The organism is Halomonas sp. SL1, from assembly GCF_003030865.2.
Classification (GTDB): Bacteria; Pseudomonadota; Gammaproteobacteria; order Pseudomonadales; family Halomonadaceae; genus Halomonas; species Halomonas halophila.
The window spans coordinates 310,924-333,860 of record NZ_PYUQ02000012.1; the positions used below are offsets into that span (position 1 = coordinate 310,924).

The following is a 22,937-nucleotide window of genomic DNA, read 5'->3' on the forward strand; positions in this document are numbered from 1 at the left end:
CGAAGGATTGACCCCACGAAGGAGAGACACGGTGAACGAGTGGCTGACGGATTTCGGCATGTTCCTGGCCCAGCTGGTGGCGTTGGTGGTCATCGTGACCCTGGGCGTGATGGTGGTGATGCGTGCCCGCGGCGGTGAGGGCGAGCAGGCCCGGCTGCGGGTCGAGGAGCTCAACGGCGATCGCCGCCGTCGCCGTCGCCGGTTGCAGCTGGCCGCCAGCGAGCCCGGCGCGCGCAAGCGGCTGCAGAAGGCCTTTCGGCGCGACGACAAGGCGCGCGGCAAGCAGAAGGGCGAGGCCACCGAGGCCGCCGGCACGGTCTGGGTGCTGGATTTCCATGGCGACCTGAAGGCCAGCGCCACCGGGCGCTTCGCCGAGGAAGTTTCGGCGGTGCTGGACGTGGCCGGCGAGCAGGACGAGGTCGTGGTGCGCCTCGAGTCGCCCGGCGGGCTGGTGCATGCCTATGGTCTCGCCGCTGCCGAGCTAGATCGGCTGCGCCAGGCGGGGCTTTCCACCACCGTGTGCGTCGACAAGGTGGCGGCCAGCGGTGGCTACCTGATGGCCTGCTGCGCCGACCGGTTGCGGGTCGCGCCCTTCGCGGTGCTGGGCTCGATCGGCGTGGTCGCTCAGGTGCCCAACCTGCATCGCCTGCTCAAGCGCCATGACGTCGACGTGGAGGTGCTGACCGCGGGTCGCTACAAGCGCACCCTGACGGTGTTCGGCGAGAATACCGAAGAAGGGCGCGAGAAGTTCCTGGAAGATCTCGAGAACGTGCACGGGCTGTTCAAGCACTACGTCGCCGAACGCCGCCCCGACCTGGACATCGAGGCGGTGGCCACCGGCGAGAGCTGGTACGGGCAGCAGGCGCTGCCCCGGGGACTGGCCGACGAGATCGGCACCAGCGAGGCCTATCTCGTCGAGCGCATGAATGAGGCGCGGGTGGTATCGCTGCGCCTGCAGCGTCGTCAGTCGCTGGCCGGACGACTGGGGCTGGCGGTGTCGCACGGCGTGGAATGCGGGATCGAGCGGGTTGTCGAGGGCCTGGAGGCGCGGGGCTGGCAGAAGCGCTGAGCGGCTCAGTCGCCGCCCAGCTCCATCTGGGCGAGGGCCGACAGCAGGGTTCTCGCCCGATCGCCGTTGAGCGAATAGTAGATGGTCTGCGACGCGCGCCGGGTACTGACCAGGTGCTCGCGTCGCAGGATGGCCAGATGCTGGGAAAGGGCGGACTGGCTAAGCGCCAGCTGGTGGTTGAGTTCGGTGACCGACAGCTCCTGTCCGTCCAGCAGGCACAGGATCCGCAGCCGGTTGTCGTTGGCCATCGCCTTGAGCAGGGCGCTGGCCTGATCGATGACGTCATCCCCGTCGTGCAGCAGGCGTGCGGCCTGACGTTGCGAAGTGCTCATGATGTCTCACCCCTCATGCTGCCGATGCAGCCGATGGTGGTCGTCCCTGCCCGGTTGGCAAGCTTCTGGACGGTGTCGTGATCCGTCACATCTTTCCTGATTCAGTCATTGCTCAATTATAGTTCAGGGTCGGCACCGCGACCCTGTTGTCACGCCGTGACGGTGCTGTTTGTCGACAACTAGATGGCTAGTATCGTCCATTTGTCGAATTTCGCCCTTGGTATGAGGGTCTGCGGGCCTCTTCTGTTCTAGTGTGTCAACAATTATGGTGACATTCATCGAACAGGCAGGCCTCCATGTCCAGCTATCGCAGCGAATTCCAGCGTTCCATCCAGCACCCCGAGGCCTTCTGGGCCGAGCAGGCCGAGCGCCTGCCCTGGGTTGCCCCGCCCACGCGCATCCTCGAGTACGACGAACAGGGCCACGCCCGCTGGTACGCCGACGGCGAGCTCAACCTGTGCCACGCGGCCCTCGATCACCACATCGAGCAGGGGCGAGGCGAGCAGGCCGCGCTGCTGTGGGACTCGCCGGTCAGCGGGGGCAAGCTTCGCCTCAGCTATGCCGAGCTGCGTGACCGGGTGGCGCGTTTCGCCGGGGCGCTGCGTGATCTCGGTGTCGAGCAGGGTGACCGGGTGGTCATCTATCTGCCGATGGTGCCGGAGGCGCCGATCGCCATGCTGGCCTGCGCGCGGTTGGGAGCGGTTCACTCGGTGGTCTTCGGCGGCTTCGCGCCCCACGAGCTGGCGGTGCGTATCGAGGACGCCGAGCCCAAGGTGGTGGTGGCCGCGTCCTGCGGCATCGAAGTCGACCGGGTGCTGCCCTACCCGCCGATCGTGCGGGCGGCGCTGGAACAGAGCGCCCACCGGCCCGAGGCCTGCGTGATCCTGCAGCGCGAGCAGTGCCTGGCCGAACTCGGCGAGGGCGAGCATGACTGGGCGACGCTGGAGGCCGCGGCGGCGCCGGCCGACTGCGTGCCGGTGAAGGCCACCGATCCGCTTTACGTGCTGTATACCTCCGGCACCACCGGCAAGCCCAAGGGTGTGGTGCGCGACACCGGCGGCTATGGCGTGGCGCTGCACTATTCCATGGAGGCGGTCTACGACATGGCGCCGGGCGAGGTGTTCTTCTCGGCCTCGGACGTGGGCTGGGTCGTGGGGCACTCCTATATCGTCTACGGGCCGCTGCTGCGCGGCTGTACCACCGTCGTGTATGAGGGCAAGCCGGTGCGGACCCCGGATGCCGGGGCCTTCTGGCGGCTGATCGCCGAGTATCGGGTCAAGGCCTTCTTCACCGCGCCGACCGCCTTCCGGGCGATCAAGAAGGAGGACCCCGAGGGGCTGCACCTGAAGGACCACGACATCTCGTGTCTCAAGGCGTTGTTCCTGGCCGGGGAGCGGCTGGACCCGCCGACCTTCCACTGGCTGAAGGGGATGCTGGACGTGCCGGTGGTCGATCACTGGTGGCAGACCGAAACCGGCTGGCCCATCGCCGCCAATCTGCTGGGGGTGGAGCCGATGCCGGCCAAGGCGGGCTCGGCCACGGTGCCGGTGCCGGGCTTCGACGTACGCATCCTCGATCGCAGCGGCCACGACGCGCCGTCGCTGGAGCAGGGCAGCGTGATGATCAAGCAGCCGTTGCCGCCGGGCTGCCTGTCCGGTATCTGGCGCGATCCAGAGCGCTTCCAGGCGGCCTACATGGCGGCCTTTCCGGGCTACTACCTGACCGGCGACGCGGGCTATCTCGACGAGGACGGCTACCTGTTCATCATGGGGCGCACCGATGACGTCATCAACGTGGCCGGCCACCGGCTTTCCACCGGTGAGATGGAAGAGGTGGTGGGCGGACATCCGGCGGTGGCCGAGTGCACGGTGATCGGCATCCACGATGCCTTGAAGGGGCAGGTGCCGGTAGGGCTGGTGATTCCCAAGGACGGTTTCGACGGCGACGAGGCGACCCTGGAGCGTGAGCTGGTCGCGCGGGTGCGCGAGATGATCGGCCCGGTGGCCTGTCTCAAGCAGGTGCTGGTGGTCGACCGCCTGCCCAAGACCCGCTCCGGCAAGATCCTGCGCAAGCTGTTGCGCCATATCGCCGACGGCGAGGCCTTCGGGGTGCCGTCGACCATCGACGATCCGGCCAGCCTGAATGACGTACACGAGGCGATGGTCGCGCGTTCGCTGGGCAGCGCCGAACGGGCACGCCAGCAGTAGGGCGCGGTTTGCCTGAGGCGGGTTTGGCCACCGGCAGGCGGGCGCGTATAATTCGCGCTCGTTCGCCGGCGTGCCGGCTGTCATTCGACGAGGGTTCCCTCCCCCCCCCCCCCAAAAAGGTGCTCGATGTTCGCGCTTACCCCCCCCCAGACCCGCCGTTGCCTCGCGTGGCTGGTCGCCTTTCACATCCTCGTCATCACCGCCAGCAACTATCTGGTCCAGCTGCCCTTCAGCCTGTTCGGGCTGCATACCACCTGGGGCGCCTTCAGCTTTCCCTTCATCTTCCTGGCCACCGACCTGACCGTGCGGCTGTTCGGCAAGGAGCCGGCTCGGGCCATCATCCTGCGGGTGATGTTCCCGGCACTGGTGATCTCCTATGTCGTCTCGGTGGTATTTCCGCGCGGTGGCTTCGCCGGGCTTGAGGCGCTGGGCGACTGGAACCTGTTCGTGGCGCGCATCGCCCTGGCCAGCTTCATGGCCTATGTGCTGGGGCAGCTGCTCGACGTCACGGTCTTCGACCGCCTGCGCCGGCTCAAGGCCTGGTGGGTGGCGCCGGCGCTGTCGACGCTGTTCGGCAACCTGGCCGATACCTTCGCCTTCTTCTCGATCGCCTTCCACCGCGGCCCCGATGCCTTCATGGCCACTCACTGGCCGGAGATCGCCTGGGTGGACTACGGCATCAAGCTGGGCATCAGCCTGGCCTTCTTCCTGCCGCTCTACGGCGTGCTGCTGGGCTGGCTGACGCGTCGCCTGGTGACGCTGACCGGCGACCGCGATCTGGCGCCCGAGCAGTTCCGCTAACCCGACAAGGAGTTCACGATGACTCTCGCTCTCCATCATATCGACACCGGCGGCGACGGCACGCCGCTGGTGGTGATCCACGGCCTGCTGGGCAGCGCCGACAACTGGCGCTCGCACATCAAGAAGTGGCAGGAGCAGCGCCGGGTGATCGCGGTGGACCTGCGCAACCACGGCCGTTCGCCCCATGCGTCCGGCATGGGCTACGCCGACATGGCCCGCGACGTGCTGGCGCTGCTGGATGAGCTGAACGTGGCCAAGGCGCACGTGCTGGGGCATTCCATGGGCGGCAAGGTGGCGATCACCCTGGCGCGGCTGGCGCCCGAGCGGCTGGCCTCGCTGGTCGTTGCCGACGTTGCGCCCCAGGCCTACGGGCACGGCCACGACAGGGAGCTCGGCGCGCTGCGGCGCGTGCGCGACGAGCGGCCCGCCGATCGCCGCCAGGCCGACGCGCTGATGGCGGACCATATCGACGAGCGCGCCACGCGACTGTTCCTGGCCACCAACCTGGTGCGCGGCGAGGATGGCATGACGGTGCGTGTCGGGCTGGATCAGATCGCCGAGGACTACGCGTCGATCAGCGGCGAACCGGACGGCGAGGGCGCCTTCGAGGGCCCGACCCTGTTGGTGCGCGGCAGTCGTTCGCCCTACGTGACCGATGCCATGCTGCCGGCGCTGCGCGAGGTGCTGCCGACCGCCGAGCTCGAGACCCTGGAGGCGGGCCACTGGCTGCATGCCGAGCAGCCCGAGGCGTTCCAGGCCGTGGTCAACGACTTTCTGGCACGCCAGGCGGACTGAGCCGCGCCGGGACAGGCGTCGGCGTCAACGGTTGGGGTCGATGGCCAGGCGCTCGACCGGCGTGGTCTCCGACACCAGATGTCGCTGGTTGAGGAAGCGCTCGAAGTCGGCATAGCGGCGTTCGTGAAGCGCCGCGGGCGTGAGGGTCAGTCGGCGCATGGCCTCGGGCCAGGCCGCCCGGTTGGCCGGGGTATCGATGGCCGGCTCGGCCTCGGCGAGCAGCTCCCAGCTGGCACTGGGGTGCTCGACGATCCAGGCCGTGGCTTCCTCCAGGGCCTCCACCAGCTGGACGATGGCCTTGCGCTGCGTGGCGAGCTCATCGCGGTTGGCCATCAGGATCAGGCCGTCATAGCGCGGCACGCCGATGTCTTCGGTGGTGTAGGTGCGTGTCGCCAGGCCGTCGTCGGCCAGGGCGCGGGGCAGCAGGTAGCGCACCGCGCCGATCACCCCGTCCACGCGCCCCTCGCGCATGGCCTGCTCCAGCCGGAAATGCAGGTCGGGGCTGTCCAGGGCGTCGCGGGTGAGGGCCTGGTGCGTCAGCAGACTGGCCAGCAGTACCTGCTCGGCGTCCGGGGCGACGTGGCCGATGCGCTTGCCGGCCAGCGACTCGAGGGCGATGGCATCGTCGAGGACCAGCGACGCGAGCGGCAGGCCGACCAGGGTCGCCACGCGGACCACCGGCTGGCCCTGGTCGACCAGCAGGTGCAGCAGCGGCTGTCGGGTCAGGGCCAGGTCCACGCGGGAGGTCGCCAGCAGCTTGGCGGGCACGTTGGGGTCGGCGGGCGTGCGGATCTCCACTTCGAGACCGCGTTCGCTGAACAGGTCGAGTTCTCGGGCCACGAACAGCGCCGCGTGGCGCGGACTGGGATACCAGTCGAGCATCAGCGAGAGCCGCGTGACCGGTGGTGGCGCGATGGGCTCGACGGGACCCACCGCCACGGCCGGCGCGATGGGGCGTGTGGGCGTGTCCACGGCGGGGCCGCCGGAACGCCCCTCGAAGGCCGCCAGCGGATCCTCGGTGGCCTCCGATGGCGTGTTCCGCCCCAGGTCGGGGACCATGACCTCGGTGCCGAGCGGCGGGTAGCCGCCTTCGGGCGCTTCCGGGGCGGCATGGCCGAGCGCGGGTAATGCCGGCAGGCTGAGCGCCAGGGTCAGGGTGGCCCAGGTGCGGGGGCGCGCCGGGCGGCGGATGAATGACAGCATGTGAGCGGCTCCAGCGATGCCCGGGCGCTGCGATGAGGCGCTCGGGCAAGGGGATGATCGCGGCTAGTCTATCGGCGCCCGGTCCCGCCTGGCCAGCGTGGCGGTCAACGTGGCGCCATCGTCGCGACCACCGGCGCGCCATGAGATACTTGGATGACCTTCTGGGGCAGGATGCCATGGATACGATCAATACCCTCTTTCTGCTCAGCGGCTTCCTGATCGCGCTGAGCGTGCTGGCCAGCCGGCTCTCGACCCTGGTCGGCGTTCCCCTGCTGTTGCTCTTCCTCGGTCTCGGCATGCTGGCGGGCGAGGAGGGCGTGCTCGGCATCCAGTTCGACGACTACCCGCTGGCGTTCCTGATCGGGCACCTGGCGCTGGCGATGATCCTGCTCGACGGCGGGCTGCGCACCCGACTCAAGACCTTCCGGGTCGGCTTCCGGCCGGCGCTGTCGCTGGCGACCCTCGGGGTGTTCGTGACCAGCGCGCTGGTCGGTCTGATCGCCATGTGGGTGTTCGGGCTGAGCCTGGTCCAGGGCCTGCTGGTGGGGGCCATCGTCGGTTCCACCGACGCCGCAGCGGTGTTCTCGATGCTCGGCGGGCGCGGCATCAACCTCAACGAGCGGGTCGGGGCGACGCTGGAGATCGAGTCCGGTACCAACGATCCGATGGCGATCTTCCTGACCCTGATGCTGGTGGAGGTCCTGGTCGGCGAGATCGGCGGCTGGCTCGATACCGCGCTGTTCTTCCTGCAGCAGTTCGGCGTCGGCATCGCGCTGGGGCTGGGCGCCGGCTGGCTGATCGCGCGTCTCATCAGCTGGGTGGATCTGGCGCCGGGGCTATATTCGCTGCTGGCGCTGGCGCTGGGCTTCTGCGTGTTCGGTGCGACCAGTGCGCTGGGCGGCAGCGGCTTTCTGGCCATCTACCTGACCGGCCTGATGATCGGCAATCGCCCCGGGCGCCATCTCAACTTCATTCTGCCGGTTCACGATGGCCTGGCCTGGCTCAGCCAGATCGGCCTGTTCCTGGTACTGGGCCTGCTGGTCAATCCCAGCGAGATGATGGTCTATGCACTGCCGGCCGCGGTCGTGGCGCTGGCGCTGATCTTCGTTGCTCGCCCGCTGGCGGTGGTGATCGCCATCAAGCCCTTCTTCCGCTTCCGTTGGCGTGAGGTCGGCTTCATCGCCTGGGTCGGGCTGCGCGGTGCGGTGCCGATCGTGCTGGCGATCTTCCCGGTCATCGGTGGCGTCGAGAATGCCGCGCTCTACTTCAACGTCGCCTTCGCGGTGGTGCTGCTGTCGCTGCTGATCCAGGGCGGCTCGCTGCCATGGGTGGCGAAGACGCTCAGGGTCGAACTGCCGCCCAGCGTGACGCCGAAACGGCGCGGGCCGCTGGGGATCCAGCACGACAACGACTTCGAGATGTTCGTCTATCACGTGGAGAGCACCGACCTCGAGGAGGTGCCGATCCGGCTGTTGCGCTTCCCTTCGGGGGCGATCATCGCCGCCCTGTTCCGCGATGGCGTGATGGTCCACCCCAAGGGCAGCACCCAGCTGCAGCGCGGGGACGTGCTGTGCGTGATCGGCCGCAGCGACGACCTGCCGGCCCTCAACCGGCTGTTCAATGGCGACGCGACGCTCCGTCGCCAGAGCGCGTTCTTCGGTGCCTTCAACTTCAATGGCGATGCGCGCCTGGGTGATATCGCCGAGGCCTATGGCCTGACGCTGAGCCCGGGCGAGCACGACATGACGCTCGCCGACTTCATCTCGCTGCGCGTCGGTGGGCATCCGGTGGTCGGTGACGACGTGGACTGGCACGGCATCCACTGGGTCGTCAACGAGATGGATGGCAACCGGGTGACGCGGGTGGGGCTGCGGCTCTATTGAGTGCCGGACCGGCATGCGGGCGTCTTCGGCAGGCGAGGACTGGGCGGCCGGTCGGGTTCAGGGGAAAGGGCGGGTCGGGGTTATTCCTTGGCTTTGGCGATGCGCCAGACCACGATGGCGCCGATCAGTGATGCGGCGCTGGCGATCCACATGCCATACTCGGTGGGGAACGACAAGATACCTCCCAGGCGTCGAGGGGTTGCGATGGATGTCGTTTCCCTATCGGCCGCCGGTTCGGGAAGTTGAACGTTTTTTCACGACAGCAAGCGTGGTCGCGACCTCGGCGATGCGCAGTGATCGACACAAGGAGTGCTCCCATGGATCTGATTCGTATACTGCTGGCGATTCTGTTGCCCCCGGTGGGGGTCTTTCTTCAGGTCGGCTTCGGCCTGCATTTCTGGGTCAACATCCTGCTGACCCTGCTGGGCTACATTCCCGGCATCGTGCATGCGGTATGGATCATCGCCAGGCGGTGATCTGCACAAAGGTATCTAGCGGGGGCGGCGTTGGCCGCCCCTTTCGGTTTCCGGTGGCTGCCTTGGGTCCCTGGCGTTCGCCCTCTCTCGTCACTCTTCTCGGTGTCAATAAAGGTGATGTCCGACTTGGTGATACCGGATTTCCCGCTTATGATTGGTATCACTAAATAAGCGTTATATGACTCCAGTCTTGCGGGTCGTGAATCGGTGGCGCCAGGGATCGGGAGCAGCATGGGAAGAACTTTCGCGTATTGTCGTGTCGGATCCGGGGAGTCGGCTCTCGATGATCAGCTCTCGGTCATCGCGGCCGCCGGTTATCCCGTTGTGCCTTATCGGGCGGTCGGTGAGTCGGTTGGCGCCTTGGTGCCGGCCAGCGAGCGTCCGGCCTTCCGGACCCTGGTCGAGCACAAGCTGGAGCCCGGTGACACCCTGGTGGTGTTGAAGCTGGATCGGCTCGGGTGCGACAGCATCGACGTTCAGCAGAGTATCGCCCGTCTTTCCGAGATCGGTGCGTCCGTGGTGTCGCTGGATTTGCCGATGCATGACCTGGCAAGCCGCGGGGGCCATCCGCTGCATTGCATGTTCGAGGCCTTCGCCGAGCTCGAGCGTGGCCGGCGCCGCGAGCGAACCCGGGAAGGGCTGGCTCGGGCCAGGCGCCAGGGCAAGAAGCTCGGTCGGCCCGTGGCGACCGATACCACCGAGAGGGTGCAGGCGCTCAAGGACCAGGGGGTCAGCCAGTCGGCGGCAGCGGCGCGTTCCGGGTTGAGCATCGCGACCGTCAAGCGGCACTGGAACCGGCGTCTCGCCGACACCGAGTGAGTCTGGTGCCCTCGTACCGCCAGCTTCAGCGCGTCGGGGGAGTGCGATAACACATTGATCGCATGAAACTCTTGACCAAAACGGAAAGATTGGTAATATATGCGCCGTGAGCCGGAGGGATGGCAGAGCGGTTGAATGCACCGGTCTTGAAAACCGGCGTAGGTGAGAGCCTACCCAGGGTTCGAATCCCTGTCCCTCCGCCACTCGAACACTAGGCCCTGAGGAATCAGTAACATACTGTCCTCGGGGCTTTTTCTTGCTTGGCTGTCCCATTGAAGTGTTACATTGGGAGGCCATGAAGACCGTGAAAGTCACCGGACATCCTCGCCTGTATCGCCGTGGCGCTCGCTACTATCACCGGGCCGCCATCCCTCAGGACATCCAGGCCAGCTATCCCAAGGCTGAAGAGACCTTCTCCCTCAAGACCTCCGACTATCAGGAGGCGCTACGCCGTGTCCGTAAGGCCGCCGCCGAAGTAGACCGGAAGTTCGACCATCACCGTCGCTGGCTGGCAGCCCAAGCCAAGCCCCTCGACTCCCTCACCGCTGAACAGATCGAGCAACTGGCGGCCCTATACCATGCGTCCCTCCTAGAAGAAGACGAGGAGATAAGGACGGAAGGCATCTTCGAGGAGGAACCCGGCGAGCCCGGTACGGACTGGGAACGCTGGGACTTCGATGAGTACGCCGAGGAGCTTGAAGACAGCATAGGCCATACCCGCCATCTCTATGCCCGTGGTCGGGTGGATACCTTCTTCATGGACGAGGCCGAGGACATCCTGTCATGGGACGGGGTGGAGCTTGCCCTGTCGCCAGACTCTCCAAGCTGGCGTCCACTGGCCAGGGCGCTTCAAGCCGCCTATCTACGCGCCGGAAAGGACCAGCAGTCACGCAATGAGGGCGAGATAGTCCCGACACCTACCGTGGACTCGCTGCCGTCACAGTCCGCCGCCCCAGCGTCTGGACGCCAGTCGTCGGATGATGGACAAGGCCCACTGCTGTCCGCCGTGGCCAAGGAGTGGATAGCCGAGAAGTCCCTGAGCTGGGCGCCCAAGACCACCAACGACCACCGGACCACCCTCGACAACTTCATGATAGTCGTCGGCGACAAGCCGTTGGATGCCTACGAGAAGGCCGATGGCCGCGCCTTCAAGTCGGTCCTTATGAAGCTCCCCAGCAACTGGACGAAACAGAAGCCGCTCCAGGGGCTGGCCATCGACAAGGCCGCCGAACGAGCCGAGGAGCTGGGCATGGCGCCGATGTCGGGCAAGAACGTGAACAAACTCATCGGGTACGCCGCCGCCTTCTGGAACTGGGCCGCCAAGCACTATGACGAGTGCCCGCCCAACCCACTGAACGGCTTGAAGGTGGCCATCAAGAAGCGTGCCCGTGAAGAACGCGACCCCTTCACCCTGGATGAGCTGCGGGCCATCTTCCGGGCCCCAGTCTTCACCGGCTGTAAGTCGCTCCATCACTGGCGTCAGCCCGGCACACTAGTGCCCCGGGACTCGGGCATGTACTGGGTGCCGCTGGTTTCGCTGTTCACCGGGGCCAGGATGGGGGAAGTCCTGCAACTCTATGTCTCGGATGTGACGCGCCAGAACGACATCGACTTCATCGACATCAACGGCGACGGCGATGACAAGTCACTGAAGACTACTAGTAGCTGGCGCCGGACGCCTATCCACCCCGAGCTGAAGCGGCTCGGCTTCCTTGAGCATGTCGAGAAGATGCGCCAGCAAGGCAGCCAACGGCTGTTCCCTGACATGCCCATGGGGAACGACGGCTACTACTCGTCCGTCTATTCCAAGCGGTTCCGGGCGCTGCTCGACTCCCTCAAGATCAAGCACGGACAGAACGCCTTTCACTCGCTTCGGCACAACTTCGAGGACGCTTGTCGGAACTCGGGCATCTCGAAGGAAGTCATGGACGCCCTGCAAGGCCACAGCGAGGTGGGCATGTCGGGGCGGTACGGTTCGGGCTATGCGCTGGAGACGCTGAACGAAGCCATCTGTCGCCTTGAGTATCGAAGCCTCGACCTGAGCCATCTCTATCAAGGTAAATAACGTCAAGCGACAGTGATAGCGAGGCTCCGGGAACGACCTGTGCATGGTGCGCGGCCAGCACCAGGCGAGGCGGGCTCTGGAAGTGGCGGCAACCGGGGGCACAACCTATTCATGCCATGTTTTTCGAGACCATCATTTAAGCGGTTGTTATTTCCAGGCATTTCCGCCTAGTCTCTAGGTTCGACCATCCAGCAAGGAGAGCATAATGGTGAAGCGCAGAAACCCTTTCGAGATTGAGCACGGTGAGCGAGCGCGAAGCCTGAGGCAGTGTGGGTATGATAAAACCAAGATACTAGACACTTTGGGTTGCTTGGGACGAACACCTGATGAACAAGAGAAACTCATGCTGCTCTTGGAAGTCTCCCTGAATGAGAGAAGTAGTCGTGATGTAGATCATCTCCTCAAACCCGACTGTCCGACCCGAGTTACGTATCAAAAGGAGATCAGCCAAGGTCACTTGTGTTGGGCTGAGACTGATTCCCTCGATCAAGGAGGCTTTTCCTTTCTCATTGCTATCCCTGAGTTGAGCGATGACCAAGCAAAATCACTTATAAAGAATAACAACAACGAGCTATGCCGCTTGGCATACAAGCAGTACCACGAGGGCAACCCCCACGACATAGGAGTTAATCCAGAGAACAACCAGGTCATGAGTGCTTATTCTTGGGTAAACAGCTCTATGTTGGGTCATCTTCTTCCTTAACAGATCATGAAATCGGCTTCGCCGGTTACCTATCCCTCAGAACTCAAATGTTCGCCCGCTCGCAGCTGTTCCGATTGTTGAGCGGGCATCCCTGCCGCCTACCCCTAGAGCCTCTCACAGCGACACACAGCACCCCCATCAATTACGGCCCACTTTTGGAGAAGGTACTGTCTCTCCATTGGGCTCATTCCTCAGCGTATGCTCCACCCACGGAGCCCTGCCCATCTATTCCATTTCCTTCTCGACCAGCCTTAATCGATAACTAAAGGTTTACGGCCCACTAATGGAGAAGAGTAAGCAAGTTCTGGGTCGCTCTGGAGCCCGCAACGTTCGAGCGAGGACGATCTCCCCCCTCTGTAGTGACACGATACAGAGGCTCGCCAGGTGCTCGCGCAGGTTTGGCATGGCATCGAGGAGGTCCAGCCTGGACAACCACTTGAACACGTTTCTAGGAGATCGCGACAGATGTGATTACCGCCCACTAAATGAAGACGAAGCGCACGATCTCGACACAGGAGTTCGACGCAAAACCCATCAGCACACCAGCAGCACCAGCAGCATCAGTAGTTTGCAAGAGCTGCACAGTAAGACCGGCATCGCGTCTATCGCGAGGTCGGGAGATTGTTTGTCCTTCGATGCGACACTAGTAACGGTCCAGTCATGATGACTTGGATGCATGAGAACGTGGATAACATCGACCAAGGGCCCGCGACGGAGGTAACGGCGTCGTCGAGGTGGGCCGGGGACTTGTCATGGACCGAGCGGAGCGAGGCTCCGTCTGGCATCAGCCCATGGCGAGGTCAATCTCGAAACGGCTTTTAGTTCTTCTATTAGAGAGCCTTTAAGTTCATCTAGTAGAGCTTCGTTGGAAGTAATCATCCTAATGAGATGACCAATAATGAGCATCTCTATGGGTTGACTTCTGGTGGGTCTTCTTGTCAATGCTTTTGGTCATCTATGGAGCAACCAGAGGCAAGGCTAGAAGACATGGGCCGGTAACTCGCTTAGCTCGTTTGTTCTGACATGGATGGGTTACATCACTCGCCGATGGCTTCCAGCCATTCGCTTCAGTCGACAGACGAGACTGACCGGAAGTACCAGAGCTGATGTGTCCGAGGTAATCAGTCCAGCGTCAGCCCACCGACTCCCCGTCAGCAACTCCCGCTGACCAACAAGCAGTCCGCACAACTGCTACACCTACATCCTCACCCGAGCATCCAGCCTAGAGTGCATCTCCAGTCGTGCCCGGCAGTCAGTGCCTTCATGGTAGTGGCCGCTTGGGGACTGCCGGGGGTGTGCTCGGCTGTTGGTGCGCTCTAGATTGGAGTAACTACCATGACCAAGACCACTCGCAACGGACGATCCATCGTCACTGACATCAACCATGCCCCGAAGAAGACACTGACATCAGTCCTCGGCTTCACCGATGAACAAGCCAAAAGAATGATGAAGGCCCGCCGTGTGCTCCCCATTGTGGAGGACCGGCAAGAGCCACAGATCGACGCCCGGAAGCTCTGGGAAAAGATCGGGAAGCCGCACAAGCAGTTCAACAAATGGGCTGATCACTATATCAATCCGTTGATGGCTCCAGATTATTTTGGGGAAAAATCTCCAAAAATATGCGCAGACGAGATTGAGCACTTCTACGAGCACACTGGAAAGCAAGGTCGCCCGAAGACCAACTACCTGCTTTCCCGTGACGTGGCCGCTCACCTTGCCATGCAAGCTAACACGGCTGAAGGCCATGACATCCGTTGCTACTTCCTCGATATGGAAGACGGCATCCTCCGCCTTTCCAAGCACCAGCCTGAGCGAGTCCGGTCGCTGGTTCAGTTGGACAATGCCATCACGCATTACTTCCGGTCCAAAGCTGGACGGATGGCCCGAGATGAGAAGATCAGCAAGGGCGACATCTTCAGCGTAGCGACGGACAATGAAAAGCTGCTCAAGCGTCTCGTGTGTGAAGTCCTGACAGGCCATCGACCGAGTGACTGGAGGGAGCACTGGAAGCGGGGCATTCGAGATGTGCTCGATGTGGACGACCTTGTTCTGTACGTCCGCTGTTATGACATGGCTTTCACCCTGATCAAGGCTGGGAAGACATACAAGGGCGATCTACTCGGCATCCTTGAGCCAACTTTCGGTGGTGCCATTGATCCAGACAAGTACGGCCTTTCCGCCCCTGACAATGAGGCCGCCTGATGTCTTCCACCGTGGCCATCACTTGGACCGTCATCTTCCTGGGGGCCTTATGGGCTCCCATCTGTCATTGGTCATCAACCGTCGAATACAACGACAAGGCAAAGGACGAGGATCAAAACAATGGGAATCATCTCTAGCGCCCCCAAGAGTTACCGAACCGCAAGTACCCCTGGACGAAAGCCCAAAGTCCACCCCAGCGAAGTCGTTGAGTGGCGCCAGAAGAACAAGGCTTCCCGACGCGCGACCGCTGAACACTTCGGCATTTCCGAGTCAGTCGTTAAGCGGATCTGGCGGGACGCCGGGCTGTCGTATCAGTCTGATGTCCCGTCAGGGAAGAGCCGGGAGATGGACTATACGACCATCGCTGAGTGGCGCCGGGAACGGGAAGCGTCCATCACTGAGACGGCTGAACACTTCGGCGTGGGACTGAACACTGTATGGCGAGCTTGCCAAGAGCATGGTATAGACCTGAGCCATCGGTATGGTCCGGGGCATTTCCAGCCACGCAGCCGAGACGCCGAAGCACTTCGCTCATCTGAAGGGATGGATTGAGATAGACGAGAGCTAGGAGAGAGATGACCATCGACGCAGAAGCGACGGCTTCGGAGGGAGTTCGCTCCCGCTCACGGAAGCCTATCCAGGTACGCACCGTCCGCCACCTCAAGGGCGCCAGCCCACGGACCAAGCTCCACCACCTCTACAAGACCGTCTGTCGGCGAGGGATCAACGTCCACCTGACCAAGGATGACATCCACGTCACGCCCGCCGTCGTGTCGATCCTTCTCCAGCGCCGCCCCGAAGACCTCGACCATGGCGACTCACAGGCCCTCCGTGTGCTGCTCAGTATGAGGCATGACCGAGAGACCAGCCCTTGCCTTGCGCCAGCGAGTGAGGCTTTCAAGGTACAGACACGGGACATGGAGGCTGCGGCGGGCCTGTTCTATCTGCTCGTCGGTGGGGCCGACTAAGCGCGTGCCGGTGAAGCCAATCGACGGACTTCTACCCAATGGGGGGAAGCGAGAACGCTCCCTCATGTTGAGGAGATGACTCAAAGATGAGCCATCGGGAGGTGTGCGCTAGTGGCGTATACCCGTCCCGAGAATTACAAGGCGCAGCGCCTCAGCGAATGACTGAGGGACTTGGGGCTGGGCTACCTGACGTTCCAACTCTTGCCAGCGGTCCACCAGTCGAGCGGTGAACTCCGGGGAAAGCTGGGCGACGATCACATAGCTGTCGCGCTTGTTGACGTTGAAAAGGACCATGGGCCGCCCGAGCGTGGCCTTTCTCTCAGATTGATAGAAAGTGACGAGCCCCTTATCAGCCAGGGCACGGATAGTCCTCTTCACGTTGCCGTGGGTAGATTCAACCACCTCCGCGATCTCGCGGCTGCTCATGGTCATCTCGGTGGTGTTGGTGGTAGGCGCTCTCTCGCTAGATCTGGCAGACCATCAAAGCGTTGGCCCTGCCGATTTGCTCGTGTGGCCCTGATGTACGCCCACAAACTGTGGGTGTGCCGCCGTGGCGCGGGCACTAGACACGCCGGAACGTGATCCACCCGTGTTCGTCTGACTCCGTGTGTCCATCGCTGAGCTGGAGGAACGGGACTCCGGCGGGACTCCTACCGGCACGTCTTCGACTCCGTATGGCCTTCACATCGCCAGAGGAACGGGACTCCAAGGGACTCCTACAGCCTCACCCCCGGCCATTTTGTGGCGCACATCTGAGCCGGTAATTGAGTGTATATAAGGAACGCGCTTCCCCGGTGCCCGCCCCCGAGCGGGCGCATGATGGCGGCTATAAGTCGATCTTCGAGGCACCCACGGGGGGGATGAATGACGAAGGCACCCACCCCCACCATGGCTGAGCGTCAGCGCCTACAGCACCGGCTCATGCTTGGCATCCGACCAGCGATCCAGGGACAGGCCGCACTGATTCCATGCCAGTAGTCCAACCATCGGCACCCGCAGGAAGACATCTCCCGCGACCAGCCTGACGATCAGTCCCATGATGGCCAGCTCCATGCCCCAGCGTGTCAACTCGATCCGCATTGCTTCGGCTCCTTGCTGTGTCTGGTGGTAGTCCTTGACGCCCTCGATGAGCGCCAGCAGCGGCACGCTACAGGCCATGCAGATAACGAGTAAAGTATTGATTATAAAGGGATAAACCCGGCCAAGAGTCTAATTCGAACAAGGATGGATGGACTTCTCTCAGGCTGCCCGCGCTGACTGCCTCTCGGTGATAACCGATGCACCAGGGGAAGGCTTCGAGCCGACACAAAAAAAACAGGACCGCTTGGCCCTGCCTTGGTGTCCTGCTGCTCGATGTCCTCACTGAGCGGGCTGCTCGACTCGCTTCATCGCCCGTTGGACGGTGCTGACACCACAGCCCACGATATCGGCAGTCTTGCGGACACTGAAGCCTTGCTCTCGAAGCTCCATGACTCGCCTATGTAGCTCCTCGTTCACTGGACGGCCCTTGTAGCGGCCATCCTGCTTGGCCTTCTCGATGCCCTGGGCCTGACGCCTACGCCTGTCCTCGTAGTCCTTGCGAGCGACTGCCGCCAGCATGTCGAGGAGCATGGCATTCACCGCGTCGAGCATCCGCCCGGTGAAGTCGTCACCGTTGCCCACGGTCAGCGCCGCGTGGCTCGTCGGTAGGTCCAGGGAGACGACCCGAAGGCCCGCGCTCTGGATGGCGCCCTTGAGCCTGTCCCAATCGCCTTTCGTCAGGCGCGTCAGTCGGTCCACCTGCTCGACTAGCAGCACATCGCCAGGGTGAGCATCATCAATGAGCCGTGCCAGCTCAGTACGGTCGGCCTTGGTCCCGCTGGCGTTCTCGATGTACCACGAAGCGACCGTCACTCCCTTCTCACTGGTGAAGCTGGTCAGCGCCTCACGGGCACGGCTGGCGTTCTGGTCATCGGTGGAGGCACGGAGGTAGGCACGGATGTAAGGCATCGTCGTTCACTCCCTTGTCGAGCACTGTATTCACTTGGATGTGTTCACAATAGGTGTGCTCGTTAGGGTTGTCAATCCATGCATGTGAATACGGATATAGGGCGTCTTGTGGCGTGCTCGCTCAGGTACACCCTAATGGTTACTATCTCAGAGGCACATCGACAGGCAGACCGATGCGGCTCTACAGGATGGACGCCGGGGATACACGGCTAGTAATTTGTTTGCTCGTCTGTGTGCCTCGGTTTATTTTTGCGTTATGTGTTCACGATGCTAGCTCTTGAAGTTAGACTATAAACATTTTGAAGATAAAAGTACTGCTAAACCAAATCCGAGCTTCTTGCGAAGAAGAAATATAAATACTCAACAGCTGGAAATTTATGTGCTCGAAAAACTATTATGCATGAGTTATGGAGAACCCAGTGCGTACGAATTACGTTAGTCAATCATACGAGGCGGCAAAAGCCCACTGCTCAGGAAAAAAGAAGAGCTTTGAAGCTGTAGTAGACCAGTACTCAAAAGAAATAGAAACAAGCTCAATCAGAAGTATTGAGGAGGAAATATTAAAGAGGTTGAGAGCGAGTATTACGGCTGACGATAAATCATTCACAGATTGCAGGATAGGTCTTGTAGAGGCGATACATGATGCCGTGCAATCAGGACAAAAAAGATTCTCCAGAGAGTATCACTTAATTTATCGCTTGAGAGATATGCTGAGAGAAGACTCAATTGCTTACAAAAACGAGGGTGAGGGAGACTGGTTGTCAGCCATAAAGTTGGCGGATGACTTCAATATCATCAAGGGTGCGTTGCCAAGCACAGGTTTAAAGAGCAAGAGCTGGGATGCCTCTTGCGCAGTAAACTCCCTTGAAAAAAAGGGGGTCGAGTTTGAGCTTAATAACGGGCACTACTCAATAACTGAAGAAGGAAAAAAGAAAGCACAAGAATTTCTGCAAAGAGAGGTGGAGAAGATTGGAGGTGAAAAGGTCATCTCCTACATAATGAATCATGAGAAGAAGGACTACGCCGAAGAAGCCAAGCGTTTTATACATCTGCCGGAGTCAGCAAAAAGCCCAGGGTTTATTCAGAAAAATTCCGTTCCATCTAACATGATCCTGAATTTGGCCTTAAAAAACTTAACATCAAGAAAAAGCATTCAAGGCGAAATTGGAGAGGCTGTAGATTTCACATGCTTTGAGAAAGTTAAGGATGCATCTCTTCTTATTTCAAGAGCTCTAAGCTGCGAACCATACAGCCATGCTGAGTATTTGAATATACCGGCCCACGAACTTTCAAGAAAGCTTCTTGAACTATCCCTTTATACGAGTATGCATCAGTTCGTTCAGATGGATCCAAGGCTGGCAAAAAGGATATTAGAAAAAACTCTAGAGAACTTTGGTTCTGCAACTGTCGATTCTATAGAAATAGGGGAGCTTTGTCGCTTTGCTGAAAAGTTAATTGACATGGCTCCGGAGGCTTCCTCGCTCCTAAAAAGGCATAAAAATCTCAAAAAACTACCTGTGTTCGGTAGAGGGGAAAACTTGAACAAGCTGATTGAACTTATGTCAATATCAAAAGGTCAGGTAAATCTATCATACACTCTTCCTGGAGAGCGCTCTGATTACTTCTTTTTCCCGTTAATAAGCTCTTTAAACAATAAGCTATTGCTTTTGCCAAGACCTTTAGCAGCAAATGCCGCTGTAGAAAGAATCTTTAGCCTCATTAGAAAAACATCTGCTGCTAAAGAATTCTCCGACAGATTTGGAAAAGATTGCCTGGAAGAGTTGCTGAGAGAAGTGCATCATGAGACTCATGGCATTCCTATGGTTCAAGGAAAAATAGCAGGAACAGATTATGAAGTAGACGGGATTGTTGTAAGCGATAGCGATATACATATCTTTGAGTCAAAAATGAAAGCTTTAGTGCAGGACTCCAGAGCAGGTGATGATGTAAGTATCATAAGAGACTTGATAAAAAGCCTCCTTTATAGCCAATCCCAACTCATGGATATAGAGCACGAACTGCGTTCAAAAGGATATATAGAAGTAGAAGATCGAAAAGGAGTTTATAGAATTGACCTCTCAGAAAAAAATGTGAGACGGCACTCTATTGTTCTTCACGACTACGGGGTCTTGCAGCACAAGCAAGTGGTTTTCAATTTTTTAGCCAGTCTTCTTAATTATGACTTTAGCCATCCTGATAAAAAAAGAAACAATGATCTGTCTAAATTGGAGGGGGATATCAACAGATTTCGAAATTCATTTGAAAAGCTGCACGGAATAGGAGTTATAGAAAAAAACAACCCCTTTCATCATAGCTCGTTTGTGAATTTCAGCGATATATTTTGCATCTTAAACATGGCCGAAAGCGATGCTGATTACTTTTGCCTTTTAAACTCCATCGACTCGGTTGTGTTTGGCATGGCTCCGCCAGTATATAGTCCTATCGGACGCTTGAGGTTAAAAAAGAAAGTCGAAAGTAAAGCCTCGCATTAGCAAATTGATAATGGTTGTCAAATGTGATTAAGGACTCGTAGTTGAAATTTTTAGCATTGATTTTGTTACAGAAAAGCGCTACAGTGTTCCATACATAAGCACAGCCAAGCTACTGATTTTCACTGGGTTGTCGAGTTAGTGAGCGCGATCCCTGTCCCTCCGCCACCTTCTTCTTAGAATCAAGCGCCTACGGGCGCTTTTTTCGTTTTTGCAGCCCCTCCATACGCTAGGCCGGTGTTTCACTGTCGCAGGATTGTGCGCATGGCGTGTGCCCGCTCCCGGTCACGTTATCTGCCTCATGCCCTGCCTTCCTCAAAGATGCCAGTGGTGGGTCGCCCGACTCGCCGCTGCCGTCGCCGTGCTAGCCTTCGAGGATCAGGAGAAGCGACGCCCATGGCCTTTCACCATCCAGATCCGAAGATGCGAGAGATCGAGCGCCGCAATGCTGCAGCGCGCGCTGCGGCGTTCGCGAGGGTGTATCGCGCGATCGGCCGGCTTCTCCGCTGCCCCGTGAGGGCGCTCAGGCGGCGCGCTTCACGCGCCTCCGCCTACGATGAGTGTTGCCGTAGACGCCGCTAGCCTGCCTCGGGCTCGTTACCGGCGGGTCGTCGCGCCTCGCTCATAACGCCGCAGGGGGACACGCGTGTCGGGTCGAAACTTGCGTCCCCACCGTCCAGGCGGCATCCTGTGAGGTATCTATTGCCAAGATCAACCACACGGAGCTTTGGATCGATGGCTTACCAAGACACGCAAATGACGACGCAACAGACGAGTGCCGTCAGTGCCAACAAGGTCCTGCGCAACACCTATGGCCTGCTGGCGATGACCCTGCTGTTCTCCGCCGTCACGGCCGGTGCCGCCATGGCGCTCGGCGTTCAGCAGATGAACATCTTCGTCTTCTTCATCGGCGCCTACGGGCTGATGTTCCTGGTCCACAAGACCGCCAACTCCGCCATGGGCCTGCTGGCGACCTTCGCCTTCACCGGTTTCATGGGCTTCACCCTGGGGCCGATCCTCAGCGCCTATCTGACGCTGCCCAACGGCGCCCAGCTGATCATGACCGCGCTGGGCTTGACCGGCCTGACCTTCTTCGGCCTCTCCGCCGTGGCGCTGGTGACCCGCAAGGACTTCAGCTTCCTGGCCAACTTCCTGATGGCGGGTGCCATCGTGCTGGTGCTGGCCATGGTCGCCGGGCTGATCTTCCAGATTCCGGCGCTGTCGCTGATGGTGTCCGCCGGCTTCGTGCTGTTCGCCTCCGCGGCCATCCTCTATCAGACCAGCGAGATCGTGCACCGGGCCGGCGAGACCAACTACATCCTCGCCACGATCACCCTGTACGTGTCGATCTACAATCTCTTCGTCAGCCTGCTGTCCCTGCTCGGCATCATGAGCCAGGATTGACGCCAGCCACGGCGATGCGAGAATTGCTGGCCCCGCTTCGGCGGGGCCAGCCTGTTTCTGAGAGGATGATATGCGCTACGCGATCCTGCTGATGGGGTCCCCCTACAGCGATCAGGCCAGCCACTCGGCGCTGCGATTCGCCCGGGCGCTGCTGGCGCGAGGACACCGCCTGGAGGCGGTGTTCTTCTACCACGACGGGGTCTACAACGCCGCGCGGCTGTCGGCGCCGCCCCAGGACGAACCGCATCTGACCGACGGCTGGGTGGAACTGCACGAGGCGCACGGCGTGGCGCTGCAGGTGTGCATCGCCGCGGCGCTGCGGCGTGGGCTGATGGACGAGCGCGAGGCGGCCCGCCACGGCAAGACGGGGCACAGCGTCGAGGCGCCCTTCGAGCTGACCGGCGTCGGCCAGCTGGTCGACCTGAGCCAGCGCTGCGACCGTCTGGTGACCTTCGGGGCCTGAGGGAGAGTGTGACATGAGTGACCAACACGAACCGCTTGCCGGCGATCTGCTGGTGATCCTGCGCCATGCGCCTCACGGCAGCAGCTGGCTGCGCGAGGGCCTGGATGTCGCCCTGGTGGCCGCGGCCTTCGGCACCGACGTCTCGCTTCTGTTCATGGGCGAGGGCGTCACGGCCTTGGTCGAGGGTCAGACGTCGGGAGCGCTGGGCCAGAAGGGCACCGCGCCCACGCTCGAGATGCTGGAGATGTATGATATCGAGACGCTGTGGGTCGAGGCCGAAGCGCTGACGCGGTTCGGCCTGACGGCCGACGAGCTGATGCTCGCTCCCCGCGCCCTCGAGGCCGGAGCGATCGCCGAGGCGGTCCAGAATCACCCGCGTGTGCTCACCTTCTAGCCTGGCCCGGGAGCCGAAACCATGAAACTCCATATCCTGAACCGTTCGCCGGCCAGTCATCGCGTTCACGAACAGGCGCTGGCCGCCATGGGACCCGAGGATCGCCTGCTGCTGATCGAGGACGGTGTGCAGGGCGGACTGCCGCAGCTGGTGCGTCACTTCGAGGCGATTGCCGGGCGACTCTATGCGCTGCGCGAGGACCTCGAGGCGCGCGGGCTGCTGGGTCGCTGCGACGGCTCGGTGCAGGTGGTCGACGTCGATGGCTTCGTTCAGCTGACCGAGGAAGCCGAACACACCCTGAGCTGGTACTGAGCATGGCAAGCACCGAAATCACCCGTTATCTCACCGTCTCCGAGACCGAGGTCGGCCTCGACCCGGAGGGCTATCTGGTCGATCTCGATCAGTGGTCGCCGGCGGTGGCCGAGGCGCTGGCCGAGGAAGAAGGCATCGAGCTGGGCGCCGAGCACTGGGAGGTGCTCGAGGTGCTGCGCGCGTTCTACGTGAAATACGAGATGGCCCCGGCGATGCGCCCGCTGGTCAAGGCGGTGGGGCGCGAGCTGGGCCCCGACAAGGGGCGTTCGATGCACCTGATGCGGCTGTTTCCCGACAGCCCCGCCAAGCGGGCGGCGCGACTGGCTGGTCTGCCCAAGCCGAGCAACTGCCTGTGAAGGCCTC

The 22,937-nt window shown here is 61.2% G+C and carries 22 protein-coding genes and 1 tRNA gene; 18 read left to right on the forward strand and 5 right to left on the reverse strand.

Going from position 1 to position 22,937, the window contains the following annotated elements; all coding sequences use genetic code 11:
• Nucleotides 1-31: 31 nt before the first annotated feature.
• Nucleotides 32-1,069: a protease SohB gene (gene sohB, locus C9J49_RS07720; RefSeq protein WP_107181873.1), complete on the forward strand. Its 1,038-nt coding sequence runs from the start codon at nucleotides 32-34 to the stop codon at nucleotides 1,067-1,069.
• A gap of 5 nt (nucleotides 1,070-1,074) precedes the next feature.
• Here the strand turns inward: sohB and C9J49_RS07725 are convergent, their stop codons facing one another.
• Nucleotides 1,075-1,401 (reverse strand): helix-turn-helix transcriptional regulator, encoded by a 327-nt coding sequence (locus tag C9J49_RS07725; protein ID WP_035593326.1) that lies wholly within the window; start codon nucleotides 1,399-1,401, stop codon nucleotides 1,075-1,077.
• A gap of 296 nt (nucleotides 1,402-1,697) precedes the next feature.
• Between C9J49_RS07725 and C9J49_RS07730 the strand changes: the two genes are divergently transcribed.
• The 3 genes from C9J49_RS07730 to C9J49_RS07740 all read left to right on the forward strand — a co-directional run bounded on the left by C9J49_RS07730 (nucleotide 1,698) and on the right by C9J49_RS07740 (nucleotide 5,204).
• A complete protein-coding gene (locus C9J49_RS07730) occupies nucleotides 1,698-3,608 on the forward strand; it encodes a propionyl-CoA synthetase (RefSeq protein WP_107181874.1) in 1,911 nt (636 codons plus the stop codon).
• Between the two features lie 126 nt (nucleotides 3,609-3,734).
• Nucleotides 3,735-4,409 (forward strand): 7-cyano-7-deazaguanine/7-aminomethyl-7-deazaguanine transporter, encoded by a 675-nt coding sequence (locus C9J49_RS07735; RefSeq protein ID WP_111382299.1) that lies wholly within the window; start codon nucleotides 3,735-3,737, stop codon nucleotides 4,407-4,409.
• Between the two features lie 18 nt (nucleotides 4,410-4,427).
• Nucleotides 4,428-5,204, forward strand: a complete 777-nt coding sequence (locus tag C9J49_RS07740) for an alpha/beta fold hydrolase (protein WP_107181875.1) — start codon at nucleotides 4,428-4,430, stop codon at nucleotides 5,202-5,204.
• A 24-nt stretch (nucleotides 5,205-5,228) separates the two neighbouring features.
• Here the strand turns inward: C9J49_RS07740 and C9J49_RS07745 are convergent, their stop codons facing one another.
• Nucleotides 5,229-6,407: an ABC transporter substrate-binding protein gene (locus C9J49_RS07745; protein ID WP_107181876.1), complete on the reverse strand. Its 1,179-nt coding sequence runs from the start codon at nucleotides 6,405-6,407 to the stop codon at nucleotides 5,229-5,231.
• Nucleotides 6,408-6,583: 176 nt separating this feature from the next.
• Between C9J49_RS07745 and C9J49_RS07750 the strand changes: the two genes are divergently transcribed.
• The 8 genes from C9J49_RS07750 to C9J49_RS17150 all read left to right on the forward strand — a co-directional run bounded on the left by C9J49_RS07750 (nucleotide 6,584) and on the right by C9J49_RS17150 (nucleotide 15,523).
• Complete coding sequence (locus tag C9J49_RS07750) at nucleotides 6,584-8,290, forward strand: potassium/proton antiporter (protein ID WP_035593314.1); 1,707 nt, start codon at nucleotides 6,584-6,586, stop codon at nucleotides 8,288-8,290.
• Nucleotides 8,291-8,607: 317 nt separating this feature from the next.
• Entirely contained in the window at nucleotides 8,608-8,766 is a 159-nt protein-coding gene (locus tag C9J49_RS07755; protein WP_035593311.1) for a YqaE/Pmp3 family membrane protein, read from the forward strand.
• 231 nt (nucleotides 8,767-8,997) lie between these two features.
• Nucleotides 8,998-9,585 (forward strand): recombinase family protein, encoded by a 588-nt coding sequence (locus C9J49_RS07760; RefSeq protein ID WP_107181877.1) that lies wholly within the window; start codon nucleotides 8,998-9,000, stop codon nucleotides 9,583-9,585.
• A gap of 113 nt (nucleotides 9,586-9,698) precedes the next feature.
• Nucleotides 9,699-9,788: transfer RNA gene (locus tag C9J49_RS07765), tRNA-Ser, on the forward strand.
• A gap of 92 nt (nucleotides 9,789-9,880) precedes the next feature.
• Nucleotides 9,881-11,650 carry a site-specific integrase gene (locus C9J49_RS07770; protein WP_107181878.1) on the forward strand — a complete coding sequence of 590 codons (1,770 nt, stop codon included), beginning with the start codon at nucleotides 9,881-9,883 and terminating at the stop codon, nucleotides 11,648-11,650.
• A gap of 343 nt (nucleotides 11,651-11,993) precedes the next feature.
• Nucleotides 11,994-12,353, forward strand: a complete 360-nt coding sequence (locus C9J49_RS16930) for a hypothetical protein (protein WP_146612974.1) — start codon at nucleotides 11,994-11,996, stop codon at nucleotides 12,351-12,353.
• Between the two features lie 1,335 nt (nucleotides 12,354-13,688).
• Nucleotides 13,689-14,555, forward strand: a complete 867-nt coding sequence (locus C9J49_RS07780; protein ID WP_107181880.1) for an antA/AntB antirepressor family protein — start codon at nucleotides 13,689-13,691, stop codon at nucleotides 14,553-14,555.
• A gap of 575 nt (nucleotides 14,556-15,130) precedes the next feature.
• Nucleotides 15,131-15,523: a hypothetical protein gene (locus tag C9J49_RS17150; protein WP_107181881.1), complete on the forward strand. Its 393-nt coding sequence runs from the start codon at nucleotides 15,131-15,133 to the stop codon at nucleotides 15,521-15,523.
• Nucleotides 15,524-15,631: 108 nt separating this feature from the next.
• Here C9J49_RS17150 and C9J49_RS07790 read toward each other — a convergent pair whose 3' ends face one another.
• From C9J49_RS07790 to C9J49_RS07795, 3 genes are all read right to left on the reverse strand, one after another.
• Complete coding sequence (locus C9J49_RS07790; protein ID WP_220084853.1) at nucleotides 15,632-15,949, reverse strand: Rha family transcriptional regulator; 318 nt, start codon at nucleotides 15,947-15,949, stop codon at nucleotides 15,632-15,634.
• Between the two features lie 480 nt (nucleotides 15,950-16,429).
• Nucleotides 16,430-16,669 (reverse strand): hypothetical protein, encoded by a 240-nt coding sequence (locus C9J49_RS16940; protein WP_146612976.1) that lies wholly within the window; start codon nucleotides 16,667-16,669, stop codon nucleotides 16,430-16,432.
• Nucleotides 16,670-16,882: 213 nt separating this feature from the next.
• Nucleotides 16,883-17,512, reverse strand: a complete 630-nt coding sequence (locus C9J49_RS07795) for a recombinase family protein (protein ID WP_107181883.1) — start codon at nucleotides 17,510-17,512, stop codon at nucleotides 16,883-16,885.
• Nucleotides 17,513-17,931: 419 nt separating this feature from the next.
• Between C9J49_RS07795 and C9J49_RS16945 the strand changes: the two genes are divergently transcribed.
• From C9J49_RS16945 to C9J49_RS07820, 6 genes are all read left to right on the forward strand, one after another.
• Nucleotides 17,932-20,004, forward strand: a complete 2,073-nt coding sequence (locus C9J49_RS16945; protein ID WP_146612977.1) for a hypothetical protein — start codon at nucleotides 17,932-17,934, stop codon at nucleotides 20,002-20,004.
• Between the two features lie 732 nt (nucleotides 20,005-20,736).
• Nucleotides 20,737-21,405 carry a Bax inhibitor-1/YccA family protein gene (locus C9J49_RS07800; RefSeq protein ID WP_046078645.1) on the forward strand — a complete coding sequence of 223 codons (669 nt, stop codon included), beginning with the start codon at nucleotides 20,737-20,739 and terminating at the stop codon, nucleotides 21,403-21,405.
• 70 nt (nucleotides 21,406-21,475) lie between these two features.
• Nucleotides 21,476-21,868 (forward strand): sulfurtransferase complex subunit TusD, encoded by a 393-nt coding sequence (tusD, locus tag C9J49_RS07805; protein ID WP_046078646.1) that lies wholly within the window; start codon nucleotides 21,476-21,478, stop codon nucleotides 21,866-21,868.
• A 13-nt stretch (nucleotides 21,869-21,881) separates the two neighbouring features.
• Entirely contained in the window at nucleotides 21,882-22,262 is a 381-nt protein-coding gene (gene tusC / locus C9J49_RS07810; RefSeq protein WP_046078647.1) for a sulfurtransferase complex subunit TusC, read from the forward strand.
• 21 nt (nucleotides 22,263-22,283) lie between these two features.
• The gene (tusB, locus tag C9J49_RS07815) at nucleotides 22,284-22,574 is read left to right on the forward strand and encodes a sulfurtransferase complex subunit TusB (protein ID WP_035593303.1); all 291 of its coding nucleotides are present in this window, start codon (nucleotides 22,284-22,286) and stop codon (nucleotides 22,572-22,574) included.
• A 2-nt stretch (nucleotides 22,575-22,576) separates the two neighbouring features.
• Nucleotides 22,577-22,930 carry a TusE/DsrC/DsvC family sulfur relay protein gene (locus tag C9J49_RS07820; protein ID WP_107181884.1) on the forward strand — a complete coding sequence of 118 codons (354 nt, stop codon included), beginning with the start codon at nucleotides 22,577-22,579 and terminating at the stop codon, nucleotides 22,928-22,930.
• Nucleotides 22,931-22,937: the final 7 nt, after the last annotated feature.

Bases quoted from the DNA above. Each gene is read 5' to 3' on its own strand.
- C9J49_RS07725 (WP_035593326.1), bottom strand. From the start codon at position 1,401: ATGAGCACTTCGCAACGTCAGGCCGCACGCCTGCTGCACGACGGGGAT.
- C9J49_RS07730 (WP_107181874.1), top strand. From the start codon at position 1,698: ATGTCCAGCTATCGCAGCGAATTCCAGCGTTCCATCCAGCACCCCGAG.
- C9J49_RS07735 (WP_111382299.1), top strand. From the start codon at position 3,735: ATGTTCGCGCTTACCCCCCCCCAGACCCGCCGTTGCCTCGCGTGGCTG.
- C9J49_RS07740 (WP_107181875.1), top strand. From the start codon at position 4,428: ATGACTCTCGCTCTCCATCATATCGACACCGGCGGCGACGGCACGCCG.
- C9J49_RS07745 (WP_107181876.1), bottom strand. From the start codon at position 6,407: ATGCTGTCATTCATCCGCCGCCCGGCGCGCCCCCGCACCTGGGCCACC.
- C9J49_RS07750 (WP_035593314.1), top strand. From the start codon at position 6,584: ATGGATACGATCAATACCCTCTTTCTGCTCAGCGGCTTCCTGATCGCG.
- C9J49_RS07755 (WP_035593311.1), top strand. From the start codon at position 8,608: ATGGATCTGATTCGTATACTGCTGGCGATTCTGTTGCCCCCGGTGGGG.
- C9J49_RS07760 (WP_107181877.1), top strand. From the start codon at position 8,998: ATGGGAAGAACTTTCGCGTATTGTCGTGTCGGATCCGGGGAGTCGGCT.
- C9J49_RS07770 (WP_107181878.1), top strand. From the start codon at position 9,881: ATGAAGACCGTGAAAGTCACCGGACATCCTCGCCTGTATCGCCGTGGC.
- C9J49_RS16930 (WP_146612974.1), top strand. From the start codon at position 11,994: ATGCTGCTCTTGGAAGTCTCCCTGAATGAGAGAAGTAGTCGTGATGTA.
- C9J49_RS07780 (WP_107181880.1), top strand. From the start codon at position 13,689: ATGACCAAGACCACTCGCAACGGACGATCCATCGTCACTGACATCAAC.
- C9J49_RS17150 (WP_107181881.1), top strand. From the start codon at position 15,131: ATGACCATCGACGCAGAAGCGACGGCTTCGGAGGGAGTTCGCTCCCGC.
- C9J49_RS07790 (WP_220084853.1), bottom strand. From the start codon at position 15,949: ATGAGCAGCCGCGAGATCGCGGAGGTGGTTGAATCTACCCACGGCAAC.
- C9J49_RS07795 (WP_107181883.1), bottom strand. From the start codon at position 17,512: ATGCCTTACATCCGTGCCTACCTCCGTGCCTCCACCGATGACCAGAAC.
- C9J49_RS07800 (WP_046078645.1), top strand. From the start codon at position 20,737: ATGGCTTACCAAGACACGCAAATGACGACGCAACAGACGAGTGCCGTC.
- tusD (WP_046078646.1), top strand. From the start codon at position 21,476: ATGCGCTACGCGATCCTGCTGATGGGGTCCCCCTACAGCGATCAGGCC.
- tusC (WP_046078647.1), top strand. From the start codon at position 21,882: ATGAGTGACCAACACGAACCGCTTGCCGGCGATCTGCTGGTGATCCTG.
- tusB (WP_035593303.1), top strand. From the start codon at position 22,284: ATGAAACTCCATATCCTGAACCGTTCGCCGGCCAGTCATCGCGTTCAC.
- C9J49_RS07820 (WP_107181884.1), top strand. From the start codon at position 22,577: ATGGCAAGCACCGAAATCACCCGTTATCTCACCGTCTCCGAGACCGAG.